The following is a 16,433-nucleotide window of genomic DNA, read 5'->3' on the forward strand; positions in this document are numbered from 1 at the left end:
AAAGGCTAATAGATAGCTAAATGCTACCAATTATCACTGTATTTTGTGAGTTCAGCAACAACAGCAACTAAATCATACGGTTCGATTGGTTTTGGAAGATGCTTTTGAAAACCGGCTGCAAGCGCTTGTTGTCGATCTCGATCGCTGGCGTACGCGGTGAGGGCGATCGCAGGAATTTGTCCGCCTTTTTCTGGCGACAGGTTGCGAATTTGACGCATCAGCGCATAACCATCAATTTGAGGTAGCCCAATATCAATGACGAGTAGATCTGGTTGAAAACGAGGTAGAGTGTTGAGTGCATCAACTGCGGTACTTGCCCGCGTCACTTTAGCGCGATATTGTTCAAGAACGAATGTTACAAATTCTTGCGTACCCGCGTCATCTTCTACTACTAAAACTTTGGTATGACTTAAATCTAAGTCGGGTTTCGGCGGTTCAGTGTTTGCGGGTAACTTTTGCGGAGTTGTTATCAGCGGTAGTTTAAGAATAAAAGTTGCGCCTTGTCCTACACCAGGACTTTGAACTGCAATCGTTCCGCCGTGCGCTTCGACGATTTGTCGCGAGATCGCAAGTCCTAGCCCCAAACCACCAAAGCGGCGTGTAATTGAGCTATCTTCTTGACGGAAACGGTCAAATACATAAGGTAAAAAATCAGGCTGAATACCTTGTCCATTATCGCTGATCGTTACTTGCGCGTAGCGCTCTACACGTTCAAGTTCCACCGCGATCAAACCGCTTTCAGGTGTAAACTTAATAGCATTAGAAAGCAAGTTCCAGATGACTTGTTGCAATCTACTTGCATCACCCATCACTTGTCCAACTGTCGCGTTCAGCGTTGTTTTGATTTGAATTGACTTAGCTTCGGCTGCAAGACGCACGGTTTCTAATGCTTCTGAGATCAAAGTCACCAAGCTGACAGCAGTTAAATTGAGCGTTAGCTTACCTTGGATAATCCGTGATATATCCAGCAGATCGTCAACAAGTTGCGCCTGACGTTTGGCGTGTTGCTCAATACTAACTAATGCTTCTTGCAGCTTATCTTCTGGTAATTTATTTGATTGTAAAAGTTTTGACCACCCAAGAATTGGTGTTAGTGGGGTTCTCAGTTCGTGCGAGAGTGTCGCTAAAAATTCATCTTTAACTCGGTTTGCGGCTTCGGCTTCAGTTCGCATCGCTTGTTCGCGTTGTAGCAGGCGATCGCGTTCTTGTTCCATGTGTTTACGGGTGGTGATATCGCGCTGAATCGCTATAAAATGCGTAATTGAGTGATTAATATTACGAATGGGGGTGATATTCCACTCCACAAAAAATTCTGTGCCGTCTTTGTGATAATTAATTGCCTCGCCGTGAAATGATATACCCTCTAAAAGATGTCTGCGTAAGTCTTTTAGGACTTTACGATCCGTATTGGCACCTTGGAGTAAACGAGGTGTTTTGCCTAACACTTCCTCAATGGCATAGCCCGTCATCTGGCTAAAGGCTGGATTCACATAAACAATTTCCGGTCCTGGAGGATCGAGTTTTTCTGTTGTGATCAGAATCGAATCGCGCGATTGCTGTACTGCTGAGAGTAGCAACCGAATTGTTTCTTCTGTCACTTGTAGTTCTCGTAAAGCCGTACTTAATTGCTCTAAAGCTGTCGTTATCTGACTTTGCTGTGGTGAGGACAATAAGCTAGCATTCTGTTGCAGTTCAGTCATGTGCGTATACACATCTTGAATCTGCTTAATAAACTCGTCTCCGTTCACTGGAATGGTATCTTGATTTACGTTTATCTATTGTGAACTATTGTAAACAAGATTACTAAAATCCAGTATTAGCACTTCGAGAGATTTTGGTTGTGAGGTGATTGGTAACTAGTAATTGGTCATTAGACATCCTGTGTGAAGAGAATCGCAAATGAATTCGCTATTTCTTGATTAACAAAGTCCACCTCCGTGTACTGCGGGTAAGGCACGCCTTACCCTCTCAAAAATCTTGTTTGAGTGTACGAAGGTACACTTTGCTTGGATAGCCTCGACTTTAGTCGTATGGCATATGTGATTCATGCAGGAGACTGATTACCAATTTAGCCTTAGTTATCAGCACCAATTCCCGCTAAAGCAGGAGTTTCTATGAGATCTTCGCGAAACATTGCTGTACTCAAGTAGCGTTCGCCAAAACTCGGTTGAATCATGACGATCAATTTTCCAGCATTTTCGGGACGCTTTGCGACTCGAATCGCCGCAGCTAAAGCCGCGCCGGAGGAAATACCTGATAGCAATCCTTCTTCGCGTGCCAAACGACGACCATAATCCATCGCATCATCATCTTTGACCGTGATAATCTCATCAATCAAGTCGGTGCGTAAAATCTCTGGGACGAATCCTGCACCAATTCCTTGGATTTTGTGTCCTCCTGGATTACCGCCAGAAAGAACTGGACTAGCAATAGGTTCAACCGCGATCGCCTGAAAACTCGGTTTACGTGCTTTAATGACTTCAGCGACTCCGGTAAGTGTACCGCCTGTGCCAACACCAGAAATCAGAATATCCACTTCACCATCAGTATCTGTCCAAATTTCTTCAGCGGTTGTCTCGCGATGAATTTTCGGATTTGCGGAATTGCGAAACTGCTGTGGCATAAATGAATGAGGCGTTTTTGCCGCAATTTCTTCCGCACGGGCGATCGCACCTCGCATCCCTTGTGCGCCTGATGTTAAAATCAGTTCTACACCATAAGCTTTGAGCATCGTTTGCCGTTCAATGCTCATCGTATCCGGCATTGTCACAATTAATCGATAGCCTTTCGCCGCTGCGACCATTGCCAAAGCAATACCTGTGTTACCCGAAGTCGGCTCTACTAATACAGTTTTTCCAGGTTCAATTAAACCCGCTTCCTCGGCAGCTGCTACCATACTGACACCGATACGGTCTTTGACAGAAGCTGCGGGATTCATTCCTTCTAGTTTAACGACGATTCGTCCTACACATCCTTCTGATTGCGGAATGCGATTGAGTTGTACAAGAGGTGTTCGACCGACTAACTGAGTAATATCTTGAGCAATTCGCATCGTTTTACAGGCTCTACTAGCCACAGCTTAACAGGTAATTTTTATTATACTCCGGTTTTCCGATGGATTTTTAGTATTTTAAGGCTTGCTTTGGATTTCTTTATATGTCATACTTTGAGTTGCTCAAAAGATAAAAATACGATATTCCTACCAAAATACAGTAGATTAAAATAGGAGAGGATACCCAGAATCAGCAAAAAAACTTTGTCAGAGTGAACAAGGATTGGCACCAAGCGATCGCCAACGCTACTGCAAAGTCTGCAACAAAGGAAACTGCTGCACTAATGCAAACCGCTCTCCAACTACGGGTTAAGCATTGCCTATCGCTTGTTTTAGCCCTGACCCCCAACCCCCGATCTCTGACCTCTGTTACAAATATGCTCGTTCAAGATGTCGCAGTAGATACAACACAAAGTTTTGATTTAAACGAACTAAATCAGCGCTTTGCTGAGGTTCATCCAATTAATATACTGGGGTGGTGCTTAGAAAATTTGCGCCCTGGTTTAGTTCAAAGTAGTGCTTTTAACGTTAATGGTATGGCAATTATGCATATGCTCTACCAAATCGCGCCGAATCCTCCGGTACCAGTTTTATTTCTGGATACGCTACACCATTTTCCAGAAACTTTAGAGCTTGTGCGCGACGCCCAAAAGCTTTATGAGTTAGATTTGCACGTATATCGAGTTCCTGATGCGGATTCGCGAGAAAGCTTTGCGGCGCGCTACGGAGAATCGCTGTGGGAAAAAGATTTTGAGAAATACCATTACTTAACGAAAGTTGAACCACTACAGCGGGGCTTGCGCGAGTTAGGTGCGACGGCGTGGATTACCGGAAGACGCCGCGACCAATCGTCAACGCGATCGCATACTCCGATTTTTGAACAAGACAAACACGGACGACTTAAAATTAACCCCTTAGCAAGTTGGACGCGCCAAGATGTGTGGAAGTATGTCATGAGACATAACGTGCTTTACAATCCACTACACGATCAGGGCTATCCAAGTATTGGCGACGAACCAACAACAACACCAGTAAATGCGGGTGAAGACGAACGCGCAGGACGTTGGCGAGGTATGGGGAAAACAGAATGTGGTATTCATTTGTAAACTTAACTCTGGCACAATGGTTGGAGATCGAGGACTTTGATTCCAGAATCTTACTGCTTTTGGTGTAAGAGAAATGAGCAATCACAATCATGCTTGTTGTGGACCAGGTTACGCGTCGCCAGCAGATGCAATTCAAGCTGAACGCGAAAAGCTACTTTATACGATCGCGCTTTACACAGGAACAGGAATCGAAGAACCTGATTACTTAGCCACGATCGATGTTGACCCTAACTCTCCGACCTATTCGCAAGTGATTCATCGCTTACCGATGCCGTATATTGGTGATGAATTACATCATTTTGGTTGGAATGCTTGCAGTTCGTGTCATGGCGATGCGAGTAAATCGCGGCGCTTTTTGGTAGTTCCTGGTCAAAGATCGAGTCGAATTTATATTATTGATGTCGCCGAGACGCGATCGCCCAAAATCCACAAAGTTATTGAACCTGAAGAAATTATTCAAAAGACGAATTTAACTGCACCGCATACGGTACATTGCCTTGCGGATAGTCATGTAATGATTTCGATGTTGGGCGACAGCGAAGGTAATGCGCCTGGTGGTTTTTTATTACTCAACGCGGATTTTGAAATTGCGGGACGTTGGGAACTCTCCTCAGGAATGAACTTTAACTATGACTTTTGGTATCAACCGCGTCATAACGTCATGGTGAGTAGCGAGTGGGGCGCGCCAAAAACGTATTACCCTGGCTTTGACCTTGATGATGTTACCGCTGGAAACTACGGTCATCACCTGCACTTTTGGGATTGGTCGCAGCATAAAATCATCCAAAGTGTAGATTTAGGCACAGAAGGGTTAATTCCGTTAGAAGTTCGGTTTCATCACGATCCTGATAGTACGCATGGTTTTGTTGGTACAGCACTCAGTAGTAATGTATGGCATTGGCACAAACCAAACGGACATTGGCAAGTCGAGAAAGTGATTGATGTTCCATCGGTTGATGTCGAAGGTTGGGCAATTCCTGTACCGTCGCTGATTACAGATATTCTGATTTCCATGAGCGATCGCTATTTGTATTTCTCCAACTGGTTGCATGGTGACATTCGCCAGTACGACATTAGCGATCCATCGCAGCCCAAGCTAACAGGACAAGTTTGGTGCGGTGGCTTGTTAAGTAAAGGTGGTGAAGTGCAAGGACGTAAACTTCAAGGCGGACCGCAAATGCTGCAATTAAGTCTTGACGGTAAGCGGCTTTATGTCACCAACTCGCTATTTAGTACTTGGGACAATCAATTTTACCCAGACTTGGCAAAAAGTGGTTCGTATATGTTGCAAATTGACTGCGACACCGAAAACGGCGGTCTAAAAATCAATGAAAACTTTTATGTAGACTTTGGCAAAGAACCCGCAGGACCCGCACGCGCGCACGAGATGCGTTATCCTGGCGGCGATTGTACTTCGGATATTTGGATTTAGAAAGTGCGCTCGCGGTGTGACTCAAACCGACAGATCAATAAATAGCCTTCCTACATGAATCATAGATGCCTTCTGATCCGTGGACTTAGTTTATATAGCAGCGAATTTATTCGCAATTCTTTTCATACAGGAAGTTTATGATGGAAAAGTCCCCCAATTTATTGGGGGATTTAGGGCGCTAACTCACTAATTCCATCGCACGTTTTACTAAATTTTCTGCGGTTAAACCATTCAACGCCATCAATTGGGCGGGGCTAGCGGTTGTTTCTCCGCGTTTCCAAGCAAACGTATCGCGTTTGGCGGTACTGCGTAGCATGATTGGTTCTAGCATTCCACTTGCACCCGCTGTTACCCCAATTAAAGCATCGGCACCGAATAACTTTTCAAATTCCGCATCATCAAGGAAATCGCCATCAGGTTCAGCGCAGCTATCCCATGCAACATCACTTGGACGATACAAGCGACGAGGATTAACAACCGATACAACTCTGACGCCGACTTCTTGAACAGCAAGCGCCGACGCAGCTTCTAACACTGGTAGCAATACCATGTCACCAACAACAGCAAAGACAACGGTTTTACTTCCAGAGGCTTCTTGCAGTGCGATCGCACCATCTGCAATTGCTTTTCTTCCTTGTTCAAATGTTGTGCGAATTGGTAAGGGTGATTTACTCGCAGTGATGACAATACCTTTATTCTTTGTTGTCAATGCCCATTCATACGCAACTTGAATACAGTTAGCATCAAGGGGAAAGATTGGAAATACATTGCCATTACGCATCATCGCAGCAAAATAGGCTTCCACCTCTGGGCGTTGGTGCGTCCAACCGTTACGACCTTGTTCTAACGCGCCAGCCGTAAATAAAGTCACTGTCGATGGCGTTGGGCGGCGTAATTCTGCCATCGCTTGCGTCACAGTTTGCCAAATGGGTAAACCATTGATTGCAAAAGATTCGTAGGAACACCACAACGTACGACTACCCATAAGTGCAGAACCTGCGGCTAAACCTGCGCAAGCATCTTCACTGAGTGGTTCGTAAACTTGTCCGCCAGGTTTTTGATTGTACAGCGGATCTTCGGTCGGGTGAATGATTTTTAAGGCTTGGTTGATATTGGCAATTCCTGAAGCTTCATTTCCATCCGCATTCGTCACCAAGAAGTTGCGATCGCATTCACCAACTTTCCCTACCAATCGTCCCATCGCGGTTGTGGCAACTTTTGGATCGCCACCTACAGCGTATTCTTCTAAGGGTAAATCTTCGATTTCTGGTAATTCTAAAACCGATTCGGTCACTGCAACACGACTCGCAGGACCACCCCCCGCGCGTTCAAAGTTAGTACGTACCAATTGCCAAGCCTGTGGGGCTAAGGCGCGGGCTTGCAGCGCCTTGACAATATCTGGATTATCCAGCGTATGCATAGCGTAGAGGTTGTGCGATTTTGCGCCTCTTGCATGGACTCCAGCACCTTTTAATTGTTTGATAATGAGTACTGTACGCGTCCCACTTAATGCCGATTTGGCGGCTTCGTCGGCGGCGATGAGGACTGCTTTGGTAAACGCTAGGCGTTGCTTGAAAGAAAACGCGGTACTATCGACGTAGTTTCCTGATTGGTCTTGGTCGTCAAAGTCTTTGGCATCGACTAACACAACTTCCTCAAAGCCGTTACCGTGCCAATAAGCCATCATCTGCTCGTTGGATTGCGTAGACACCATACTATGATGCTCTTGGCTAAAACCATTCCACACCAGCACGGGTAAAAAGTTCGTCATTCCTGGATACGCGGTGTGAAAATGCGCCATACTGCTCATAATGTAAGGTTCGCCTAATCCACCGTCACCAATCGTCACAGGAAATAGCTTGTCACGGTGCAAGCGCGCAGCTGCCATTGCGAAGTGTTGCCCTTGTCCTAACGGACCTGCGGGTGAGAGAATTCCTGGAATGCAACCGGATAAGTGTCCGAGTAAGCCGTGATGTTCGCGAAAGCGATCGCGCAGTTGTTGTACCGTATTGATTCCCATGTCTTCGAGGGATCTATCGAGAAACATCGCACTGTAAAATCCTGGGGCGTGATGCCCAACTTCAGTGAGAATGTTTTTATGCCCCAGCATGACTAATGCGGCATACGCTTCGACTTGGCTGGCAAATCCGCCTGGATGTCCTGAAGCTTTGCTTGCCGTAATTTGTAATGTTAGATAACGTAGCGCGTCAGCAGCAAGTAGCGTTTGGAAAACTACCGCTGGATCTTCAAGGTCGCTAATCGACGTATTACCAGAGGCGATCGCGGCTTGTTTGCCATAAGTTTCAAATTCGGGCAGCATTTCTCCAAAATACTGAATTCCTTCGCAGAAATCTGGAGTTGCTAACTTTGCCGCTTGCGTCGATGCCGTCATGCTCAATTTCCTCTGTAATTACAGTACTGTTGCTCTTGAAGTGGCTTAACTAACGATTTTACAATTTCCCTATTCCCGAAATTATTACTTCTACTTCTGGCAAAAATCAATTCTGGTAATCTAATCTGGGCAAATTGTTACACTTCTATCGTTTGCATAGCACAATATTTTAAACATTTATGATGCGTCGCCTACTCTCTTCCTCAAAATATATTATGATTTTGCCTGCTTTGTCTAATGTGTTAGTAGCCTTGGTATTGATGATTTATTGTACTATACAAACCTTGGCTGCTTTTATTAATTTGCTTCAACGAAGTTTTAGTGGCGGCTTATCTAAAACTGTTGTTTTTGATGCTGCTATTAGTTTTTTATAAATAGCTGATCTTGTGCTTTTGGCAACTGTAATTTTAGTGATCTGTCTTGGTTTAGACGAGCTTTTTATTAGTCAGCTTAATTTGCCAAGCTGGTTATTAATTGGCAATCTTGGCGATCTTCAAGATAATCTTATTGGTACTGTTGTTGCTGTTATATTTATTCTATTTCTTGGGGCAGTTGTTAATAATATTCCTAACTTATTACCCTTCGGTGCATCTGTGGCTTTAGTAATTGTTGCCTTAGCCATTTTTACTAATTGGGTTCCTAACTTGAAGAAAAATTCATAAAAATTTAAAATAAATAGCAATTTTTTAACAACCGCAGAGACGCTGAGAACACAGAGAGAAAAATTAGGAAAGATGTTACGAATGGTTTAGAAGCGCTATAGTAGCTGTAGAAAATAGTTAATAAGATAAATATATAAATAGCTTAAATTTGAAATGCGAGTAACTTCTTCTATACAAACTCCTGCACTACTGCAAACTTTGCAATTAATTTCTGAACCAACTAAGTTCTTAGAAAGTTGTGTGCAGCGGTATGGAGATCCTTTTACTGTTAGAGTACTAGGTTTGAATTCTCCACCAGTTGTGTTTTTTGGTAGTCCCCAAGCTATTAAAGAAATCTTTGCTTTACCAGGTGAGAAGTTTGATTTTAAAAAGGCTACTCATGTTTTCAAACCGTTGATGGGAGAGAAATCAATTATTTTACAAGAAGGTCGTAGTCATCAGCGCCAGAAACAATTAATGATGCCACCGTTTCATGGCGATCGCATGAAAGCTTATGGTGAAATTATCGCGCAAATTACGACAAACGTCACTGACCAATGGTCTGTAGGAAAAGTCATTTCGCTACAGCACGAAATGTCAAATATTACTTTGCAGATTATTTTACGAGTTGTCTTTGGAATTAGTCCAGGAACGCGCTATGACAAAATTCAAATGTTACTTGGTTCGCTATTAGATGATGTCACGAAGCCTTTGTACTCTAGTTTGTTTTTCTTTCCACCGCTACAAAAGGATTTGGGTGCCTGGAGTCCTTGGGGAAAATTTTTACGACGCCGACAAGCGATTGATGAGTTAATTTATAGCGAAATTGCGCAGCGTAGGCAAGAAAACAAGACTACGCGTAGTGATATTCTTTCAATGTTAATAGCTGCACGCGATGAAAACGGTCAACCTCTGACTGATGTAGAGTTGCGCGATCAATTAGTTTCACTACTGTTGTTAGGGTACGAAACTACAGCAGCAGCTTTAAGTTGGGCGTTTTATTTAATTCACTCTTCGCCACAAGTTTTGGCAAAATTACTACAAGAATTAGCCGCATCTTCGGCGAATCCTGAAGATGTTGCTGCTTTACCCTATTTAACCGCAATCTGTCAAGAAACACTGAGAATCTATCCTATTGGCTTAATTTGTACGCCACGAATGGTTAGAGATTCGGTACAAATAGCAGGCGAAACTTTTCATGCGGAAACTATTGTTGTTCCTTGCATTTATTTAGCGCATCGTCGCCCAGAAACTTATCCTCAACCTGAAGAATTTTTACCAGAAAGATTTTTAACGCGGAAGTTTTCACCATACGAATATTTACCCTTTGGTGGTGGTATTCGTGGCTGTATTGGAATAGCGTTTTCAATGTATGAAATGAAACTTGTGCTGGCAACTATTTTATCGCGCTTTCACTTAGCTTTAGCTGATTCGCGTCCAGCACATCCAGTGCGTCGTGGAATTACCATCATTCCTTCAGCGAGTGGAATGAACATGGTAGTCAAAGCACAACAACCTGCAAAAGTACCGGTAAAAATGTAGTTTTTTCTACCAAAGTGTTTATTCCGTAATATAGATTTCCGTTGCTGCTGCAACTTCTACAGTAACAGTTAGAAGACTTATAAATCTTGAGTTTGTACAACGCAAGCTTTGAATTAGTAGCATCAGAGGAAATCGCAAATATCATGTTGGATGACACACGGTTAGAAGAACAGGCTATCAGTAAAGCAGCAGAAATTGGACTTTCTAGCCAAATCGAGCAAGCTGAGGAAATTAATGTCGAGGTTAAAACTGATCTGTGGAAGATTTTACAAGGACAAGCAGATTCCGTTGCGATCGCTGGTGAAGGTGTTGTACTGCAAAAAGATATCCGCGTCCAGCACATGGAACTGTCTACAGATAAAATTGACATCAATCCTTTCAGTGCTTTACTTGGACAAGTCGAACTCAATCAACCGGTACAAGCTAACGCCCGTCTAGTCATGTCTCAAGATGATCTCAACCGCGCGCTGAATAGCGATTATGTTCTTGACCAAGCGCAATTTGATTTGGATGTCGATGGGGAAAAGGTCAACTTGGCAATGCAGCAAATGCAACTCACGCTACCAGGTAACAATCAAATGGTGTTTGATGGTCAGGCTGTGTTGCAGGAAAAAGGTACTAACCGCCAAGTTGCCTTTCATGCAACAGCACGCCCGCGTACTCAAACTGAACCAATCATGCTAGAAGGGTTTACCTGTACCGAAGGCGATGGCTTTTCCTTGGAATTTACTGCGGCTTTGATGCAAAAAGTCAAGGAACTGGTTAATTCCGCTTACATCGATTTAGATACAATGGTGTTGCGTGTGAGCAACATGGAAGTACAGCAGGGCAGTATTTTACTTCAAGCTCAAGCTTTAGTTCGCGAACTTCCTACGATGGAACAATAATATCGTTTTGGAGTTCGTAAGCGATCACCTCACCAAACACAATTTGGCATGACTTCTAAATTCTAAGACTTCTCGGTTAGAGTATCCTCATCTGGGTCAATGCCCAAAGCTCTTAACCGCTCTGCTAGTCGTTCTGCACGCTGGCGTTCTTGTTCTACCTCAGTAATAATTCAGGTTGAAAGTCATGAAACTCATCGGGCAAGCCAGGCTCCTGTGGATCTTCGCTGGGTAAATCATACATCGTGGGTAGCGTTTCTCTAGCAGGACGCGGCGGATCAGTCTGCTCGATGTATCTAGCAAAAGACATAACAACTTTTATGATGTAGAAAAGCGTCTTACAGATTATATTAAATCAGTTTGACGGATATGAACTCATTGCCATAATAAGTAATTAGCCAACTATTCATTCCTGAAAACAAGTTAAAGCGCCAAGCTTACTTATCACGTAAGGGCCACCACGATACTTTATCTCTCGTCGCGCTGTAAGTTTCCTTCAACCGTTCAGCATCGATAACTTTAATTGTGTCACTTGAAGGATCGCTTGCTTTTACTGGTGCAAGTAACTTAACTTGACGCATTCCTTTAATTACTTGCTCAACAGTACGATGGTTAAGTTGGCTGGCACGCGCAATCACATCAATGGGTAAGTCAAAGATATAAGTTGCGTTTGTTTCTGGTTGATTGCCTAGTTCACGTTCTTGATACACCAGCGCACGTAACAAAGCTGCAACAGCTTGCGGCGGGTAAGTGCTGCCATTGAGTAAATGATATTGAAATTTTTGTTGGAGTTCAAATAGCAAATCGTAGCGCTGGCGAAAGACTTCACTATCTTCGTAAAGTGCTTGCACTGTTTCGACTGGAATTTTGATGACATCCGTTGTTTTATAAGCTTCTACCAAGCTAGGAAATGCCTTACAGATCAGTCCGTAGCTAAAAGGTAAACTTTGCATTCCAAAGCAACTACCAGGATAGCTAATACCAATGACTCGATCTAAAGGAGTGCTGCGGATCACCACAGGACCTCCAGCCATGATCGCATATAACACGTCTAGAGTTTCACCTTTCTGAAAAGCTGTATAAATTGGACGACTCGCATATAACTTCACTTGTGATATGTCATCAAGACGCAGGTAGCTACTTAGCCATGCTTCATCCAAGCCTCGAAAGAGATAGTTACTTTGAGTTAACACCCTGACGATGTTAGGTTCCGTAAGATGCTTAGCTTGTGTTGCCATGCCGAAGACTTTGAGCAAGCAATTTTCTTTATTGTTGCATGAAATACAATTGTACTTCTCACAAAATTTGTATTTCAAATGTTTTGAATTGTAATTGCGTTTTTAGCAAGTTACAGATATGATTGAATTTCAATAGAAACTGATGTTAACTCTGTTAAACGATAATCTTAAGAGTTCTTGATGGTTTCTGCTCAAGGTCTTAAATGACGATCGCGCATAGCACTGCGCTAAAAGCGATCGCCGCTATTAGAATTAGTAGAGATGTTTTCTATGGGACATAAGATGCAAGAGTGGTTGCGAACAGAAATTGTAGATGATGCGCCTATAGACGATGAGGAAGAACTCCTTCCTGAACGAAAATACCCGGCAAATCAAGGGTTTGTTCTCTGGTTGACAGGGCTAAGTGGTTCAGGTAAAAGCTCAATTGCTCGAAGAATCGAACAAGAACTGAAAGAACGCAGTTGTCTAGTCGAAGTTCTTGACGGCGATGTGGTGCGCACCAACCTTTCCAAAGGCTTAGGCTATAGCCGCGAAGATCGCAACACGAATATTCGTCGTATTGGTTTTGTCGCAAACCTTCTAAGTCGCAATGGAGTTGCGACAATTGTTGCGGCGATTAGTCCTTATCAAGATGCGCGAGAAAACTTACGCGCCACAACCGAAAACTTTATCGAAGTCTTTGTGAATGCACCGCTGGAGGTGTGCGAAACACGCGATGTTAAAGGATTATACGCAATGGCACGCGCTGGTGAAATTCGCGCTTTTACAGGTATTGACGATCCCTACGAGGAACCGATAAACCCAGATATTGTTTGCTACACCGCCGAAGAAACCCTAGAAGAAAGCGTCGCCAAAATTCTCGCGGAACTCGAACAACGCGATTGCATTCCACCCAAGCCACAGATTGAATTCTTTATTTAAAATTAAGTTTCTCTGAAGCAAGAAGCAGCTTTCTCCTCACATTCTCGCTTCTGGCTTGGTTCTTCCCAATTTTGGCTAACGCGTTAGCCAAAAGGAATAAGCTCTCTAACCCGCGAATGATTTTGTAATATTTAACTTATTTCTAAGATATCGGGAAGGTACCTGATCGGTGGAGTTCACCCATGCAAGCGTATGATGTTGTGATTATTGGCGCTGGACATAATGGTCTTGTATGCGCCGCGTATTTACTTAAAGCTGGTTATAGTGTTTTATTACTAGAAAAGCGTTCGCTTCCTGGTGGCGCAGCAACTACCGAGGAATCGTTACCGCAAGAAGCACCTGGTTTTAAATTTAACTTGTGCGCGATCGACCATGAGTTTATTCACTTAGGTCCGGTTGTTGAAGAACTCGAACTCGAGAAGTATGGTTTAGAATACCTAGAATGCGATCCTGTCGTCTTTTGCCCGCATCCAGACGGTAAGTACTTTTTAGGTCATAAATCGCTAGAAAAAACCTGCGCAGAGATTGCACGCTATAGCGAACGTGACGCGAAAAAATATGCTGAATATACCGATTACTGGCAACGGGCACTAGGCGCGATGATTCCGATGTTCAACGCCCCACCAAAATCTGTTATTGATATTCTTGGCAACTACGATATTAAAAAAATTAGAGACTTATTCTCTGTCATTGGCGCACCATCGAAAACACTCGACTTTATCCGCACGATGTTGACGAGTGCTGAAGATCTACTCAACGAGTGGTTCGACTCCGAATTTCTCAAAGCACCACTAGCCCGACTCGCTGCTGAACTCGGTGCGCCGCCTTCGCAAAAAACGATCGCAGTTGGTGCAATTATGATGGCAATGCGCCACGACCCTGGAATGGCAAGACCGCGCGGCGGTACAGGTGCGCTGGTACAAGCGTTACTCAATTTAGTCAAAAGCAAGGGTGGCGTTGTTCTTTGCGACTCTCACGTCGAGAAGATTTTAGTCGATAATGGTAAAGCTGTTGGCGTTCGCGTTGCAGGTGGTCAAGAATACCGTGCGAACAAAGGTGTCATCTCGAATATCGACGCGAAGCGAGTCTTTCTGCAACTAGTAGATAAAAGTGATATCGATCAAGTCGAACCTCATTTGCGCGAACGCTTAGAACGCCGAATTGTGAATAATAATGAAACAATCCTTAAAATTGACTTAGCGTTAGATGAAGTACCGCGCTTTGAACGATTCGACCATAAAGAGGAATATCTCATCGGTTCGGTATTAATTGCCGATTCGGTGAGTCATGTCGAAAAAGCACATAGCGAATGTACTTTGGGTAAGATTCCCGATGACGATCCGTCGATGTATTTGGTAGTTCCCACCGTACGCGATCCTTCAATGGCACCTCCTGGAAAGCACACCGCATGGATCGAGTTTTTTGCACCATATCAAATCGCGGGTGCTGAAGGTACCGGCTTAAACGGTACTGGTTGGACAGACGAACTTAAAAATAAAGTTGCCGATCGCGTAATTGATAAACTCGCAGACTACGCACCGAATGTCAAAAACGCAATCATTGCCCGACAAGTCGAAAGCCCCGCAGAATTAGGAAAACGCCTCGGCGCATACAAAGGTAACTATTACCACGTCGATATGACGTTAGATCAAATGGTATTCTTCCGCCCGTTACCAGAAATCGCGAACTACCGTACACCTATTGATAATCTGTATCTTACTGGTGCCGGAACTCATCCAGGTGGCTCAATTTCGGGAATGCCAGGACGCAATTGCGCGCGGGTATTTCTGCAAACGCAACAGCCGATCGCACAAACGCTACGCGATGCTAGAGATTCGATTAAATCTACTGTCGAGTCAGTGTTTAAAATTAACTAAGTTCTTGATGCTGGTTGTTTGAGGCTTTTCGCCCCCTAAATCCACGCCACTTGCACTCAACGAGGACACCTCCAAGGGCGCAGTGGCTGCCCACGCATTGGGAGATTTTAATTTAAAAAAAGCTTTTATGATCGACCCCTCACCCTCATCTAATACCTCCTATAGAGGCAAAAATGTAGCAATTTTGCTGCAATAGTATATACAATGTGACCAAATCTTAACCAATGACGGCGAGGGTTCTCATTCTTGGAGGTCGGGGGAGGATTGGCAGTAGTGTAGCCCAAGATATTGCCACCTATACTCAAGCAGAAATAATAATTACAACTAGAAAACCAGCCGCAGCGATCGCTGTTAAGGAGAGTTTGGGTTCTCAAGTAGAGGTTTTGACGCTCGATCTAGCTGATATCGAAGTCCTGAGAAAAGCGATCGCATCAGCCGATCTTGTAGTACACAGCGCTGGTCCATTCCATTATCGCGATGCTAGTGTCCTGAAACTTTGCATAGAGCAAGGTGTAAATTATCTAGATGTGAGCGATCATCCTTCTTTTACGCGTAAAGCTTTAGCATACCAATCTGCCGCAGCAGAGGCGGGAGTTACCGCAATTGTTAATACGGGGATATTCCCTGGGATTTCTAATAGTATGGTGCGCGAAGGTGTTGAGCAATTTGACCAAGCCCAACGCATTCATTTGAGTTATATCGTTTCCGGTTCTGGTGGTGCGGGAGTTACGGTGATGCGTACCACGTTTTTGGGATTGCAGAAACCCTTTGAGGCTTGGATTGATGGTCAATGGCAACAAGTGAACCCGTACAGCGATCGCGAAGCAATTGAGTTTCCCAAACCCTACGGGCGATCGCACGTTTACTGGTTTAATATGCCAGAAGCATTTACTTTACCCGAAGCATTTCCAACTGTCAAAACCGTTATTACAAAATTTGGTTCGCGTCCTGATTTTTATAATCACCTCACCTGGATTGCGGCGCACTGGTTTCCTAAACCGTTGATGCAAAAATCAAGTGCAATCGAATTTTTAGCTTATGTCAGCCATACTATGACCGACGTCACGAATCATTTTAGTGGGATTGGTGTGGCAATTCGTTCAGAAGTTAGCGGCGATAAACAAGGCACGCAAGCAACTTATTGTTCAACTTTAGTACATGAAAATACGGCGATCGCCGCTGGTTGCGGTACAGGTAGTCTAGCTCAATTCTTACTCGAAGGAAAACTCAAAAAACCTGGAGTTTGGGCTGTAGAACAAGCTGTACCTACAAATTTGTTCCATCAAGCTATTGCTAGCCGAGGCATAAAACTGCATCACGAATGGCTATGACGATTTTTTAGTTCTAA

Annotated in this window: 14 protein-coding genes; 9 read left to right on the top strand and 5 right to left on the bottom strand. The window is 43.9% G+C overall.

Features of this window, described 5'->3' with window-relative positions; all coding sequences use genetic code 11:
* Nucleotides 1-23: 23 nt before the first annotated feature.
* Entirely contained in the window at nt 24-1,748 is a 1,725-nt protein-coding gene (locus tag NIES1031_RS18740; RefSeq protein WP_143167816.1) for an ATP-binding protein, read from the bottom strand.
* A gap of 326 nt (nt 1,749-2,074) precedes the next feature.
* Nucleotides 2,075-3,052: a cysteine synthase A gene (cysK, locus tag NIES1031_RS18745; RefSeq protein ID WP_073551002.1), complete on the bottom strand. Its 978-nt coding sequence runs from the start codon at nt 3,050-3,052 to the stop codon at nt 2,075-2,077.
* Between the two features lie 212 nt (nt 3,053-3,264).
* On the opposite strand from cysK, the gene cysH reads away from it, so the two are divergent.
* Both cysH and NIES1031_RS18755 read left to right on the top strand, forming a co-directional pair.
* Nucleotides 3,265-4,158, top strand: a complete 894-nt coding sequence (cysH, locus tag NIES1031_RS18750) for a phosphoadenosine phosphosulfate reductase (RefSeq protein ID WP_236738906.1) — start codon at nt 3,265-3,267, stop codon at nt 4,156-4,158.
* Between the two features lie 73 nt (nt 4,159-4,231).
* Nucleotides 4,232-5,590 carry a selenium-binding family protein gene (locus NIES1031_RS18755; RefSeq protein WP_073551003.1) on the top strand — a complete coding sequence of 453 codons (1,359 nt, stop codon included), beginning with the start codon at nt 4,232-4,234 and terminating at the stop codon, nt 5,588-5,590.
* 178 nt (nt 5,591-5,768) lie between these two features.
* Here the strand turns inward: NIES1031_RS18755 and NIES1031_RS18760 are convergent, their stop codons facing one another.
* On the bottom strand, nt 5,769-7,982 hold the full coding sequence (locus tag NIES1031_RS18760) for a phosphoketolase family protein (RefSeq protein ID WP_073551004.1): 2,214 nt from the start codon (nt 7,980-7,982) through the stop codon (nt 5,769-5,771).
* Nucleotides 7,983-8,161: 179 nt separating this feature from the next.
* On the opposite strand from NIES1031_RS18760, the gene NIES1031_RS23975 reads away from it, so the two are divergent.
* From NIES1031_RS23975 to NIES1031_RS18775, 4 genes are all read left to right on the top strand, one after another.
* Nucleotides 8,162-8,356: a hypothetical protein gene (locus tag NIES1031_RS23975; RefSeq protein ID WP_143167817.1), complete on the top strand. Its 195-nt coding sequence runs from the start codon at nt 8,162-8,164 to the stop codon at nt 8,354-8,356.
* Nucleotides 8,357-8,368: 12 nt separating this feature from the next.
* The gene (locus NIES1031_RS18765; protein ID WP_073551005.1) at nt 8,369-8,644 is read left to right on the top strand and encodes a YqhA family protein; all 276 of its coding nucleotides are present in this window, start codon (nt 8,369-8,371) and stop codon (nt 8,642-8,644) included.
* Nucleotides 8,645-8,797: 153 nt separating this feature from the next.
* On the top strand, nt 8,798-10,165 hold the full coding sequence (locus tag NIES1031_RS18770; protein WP_073551006.1) for a cytochrome P450: 1,368 nt from the start codon (nt 8,798-8,800) through the stop codon (nt 10,163-10,165).
* A gap of 86 nt (nt 10,166-10,251) precedes the next feature.
* A complete protein-coding gene (locus NIES1031_RS18775; RefSeq protein ID WP_236738907.1) occupies nt 10,252-11,052 on the top strand; it encodes an LmeA family phospholipid-binding protein in 801 nt (266 codons plus the stop codon).
* 154 nt (nt 11,053-11,206) lie between these two features.
* On the opposite strand, the gene NIES1031_RS24495 is transcribed toward NIES1031_RS18775, so the two are convergent.
* On the bottom strand, nt 11,207-11,359 hold the full coding sequence (locus tag NIES1031_RS24495) for a hypothetical protein (protein ID WP_178378180.1): 153 nt from the start codon (nt 11,357-11,359) through the stop codon (nt 11,207-11,209).
* Between the two features lie 127 nt (nt 11,360-11,486).
* Nucleotides 11,487-12,287, bottom strand: coding sequence for a cyclic nucleotide-binding domain-containing protein (locus tag NIES1031_RS18780; protein WP_073551007.1), 801 nt, complete (start codon nt 12,285-12,287; stop codon nt 11,487-11,489).
* 270 nt (nt 12,288-12,557) lie between these two features.
* Between NIES1031_RS18780 and cysC the strand changes: the two genes are divergently transcribed.
* The 3 genes from cysC to NIES1031_RS18795 all read left to right on the top strand — a co-directional run bounded on the left by cysC (nt 12,558) and on the right by NIES1031_RS18795 (nt 16,416).
* A complete protein-coding gene (cysC, locus tag NIES1031_RS18785) occupies nt 12,558-13,208 on the top strand; it encodes an adenylyl-sulfate kinase (protein WP_236738908.1) in 651 nt (216 codons plus the stop codon).
* 182 nt (nt 13,209-13,390) lie between these two features.
* Complete coding sequence (gene crtO / locus NIES1031_RS18790) at nt 13,391-15,085, top strand: beta-carotene ketolase CrtO (RefSeq protein WP_073551008.1); 1,695 nt, start codon at nt 13,391-13,393, stop codon at nt 15,083-15,085.
* Nucleotides 15,086-15,309: 224 nt separating this feature from the next.
* Entirely contained in the window at nt 15,310-16,416 is a 1,107-nt protein-coding gene (locus tag NIES1031_RS18795) for a saccharopine dehydrogenase family protein (protein WP_073551009.1), read from the top strand.
* Nucleotides 16,417-16,433 lie beyond the last annotated feature (17 nt).

The organism is Chroogloeocystis siderophila 5.2 s.c.1 (assembly GCF_001904655.1).
GTDB classification, from domain to species: domain Bacteria; phylum Cyanobacteriota; class Cyanobacteriia; order Cyanobacteriales; family Chroococcidiopsidaceae; genus Chroogloeocystis; species Chroogloeocystis siderophila.

Excerpts from the sequence above, each read along its gene's own strand:
- NIES1031_RS23975 (WP_143167817.1), top strand. The coding sequence starts at position 8,162 with ATGATGCGTCGCCTACTCTCTTCCTCAAAATATATTATGATTTTGCCT.
- NIES1031_RS24495 (WP_178378180.1), bottom strand. The coding sequence starts at position 11,359 with ATGTCTTTTGCTAGATACATCGAGCAGACTGATCCGCCGCGTCCTGCT.
- crtO (WP_073551008.1), top strand. The coding sequence starts at position 13,391 with ATGCAAGCGTATGATGTTGTGATTATTGGCGCTGGACATAATGGTCTT.
- NIES1031_RS18770 (WP_073551006.1), top strand. The coding sequence starts at position 8,798 with ATGCGAGTAACTTCTTCTATACAAACTCCTGCACTACTGCAAACTTTG.
- NIES1031_RS18780 (WP_073551007.1), bottom strand. The coding sequence starts at position 12,287 with ATGGCAACACAAGCTAAGCATCTTACGGAACCTAACATCGTCAGGGTG.
- NIES1031_RS18795 (WP_073551009.1), top strand. The coding sequence starts at position 15,310 with ATGACGGCGAGGGTTCTCATTCTTGGAGGTCGGGGGAGGATTGGCAGT.
- cysK (WP_073551002.1), bottom strand. The coding sequence starts at position 3,052 with ATGCGAATTGCTCAAGATATTACTCAGTTAGTCGGTCGAACACCTCTT.
- cysC (WP_236738908.1), top strand. The coding sequence starts at position 12,558 with ATGGGACATAAGATGCAAGAGTGGTTGCGAACAGAAATTGTAGATGAT.
- NIES1031_RS18760 (WP_073551004.1), bottom strand. The coding sequence starts at position 7,982 with ATGACGGCATCGACGCAAGCGGCAAAGTTAGCAACTCCAGATTTCTGC.
- NIES1031_RS18755 (WP_073551003.1), top strand. The coding sequence starts at position 4,232 with ATGAGCAATCACAATCATGCTTGTTGTGGACCAGGTTACGCGTCGCCA.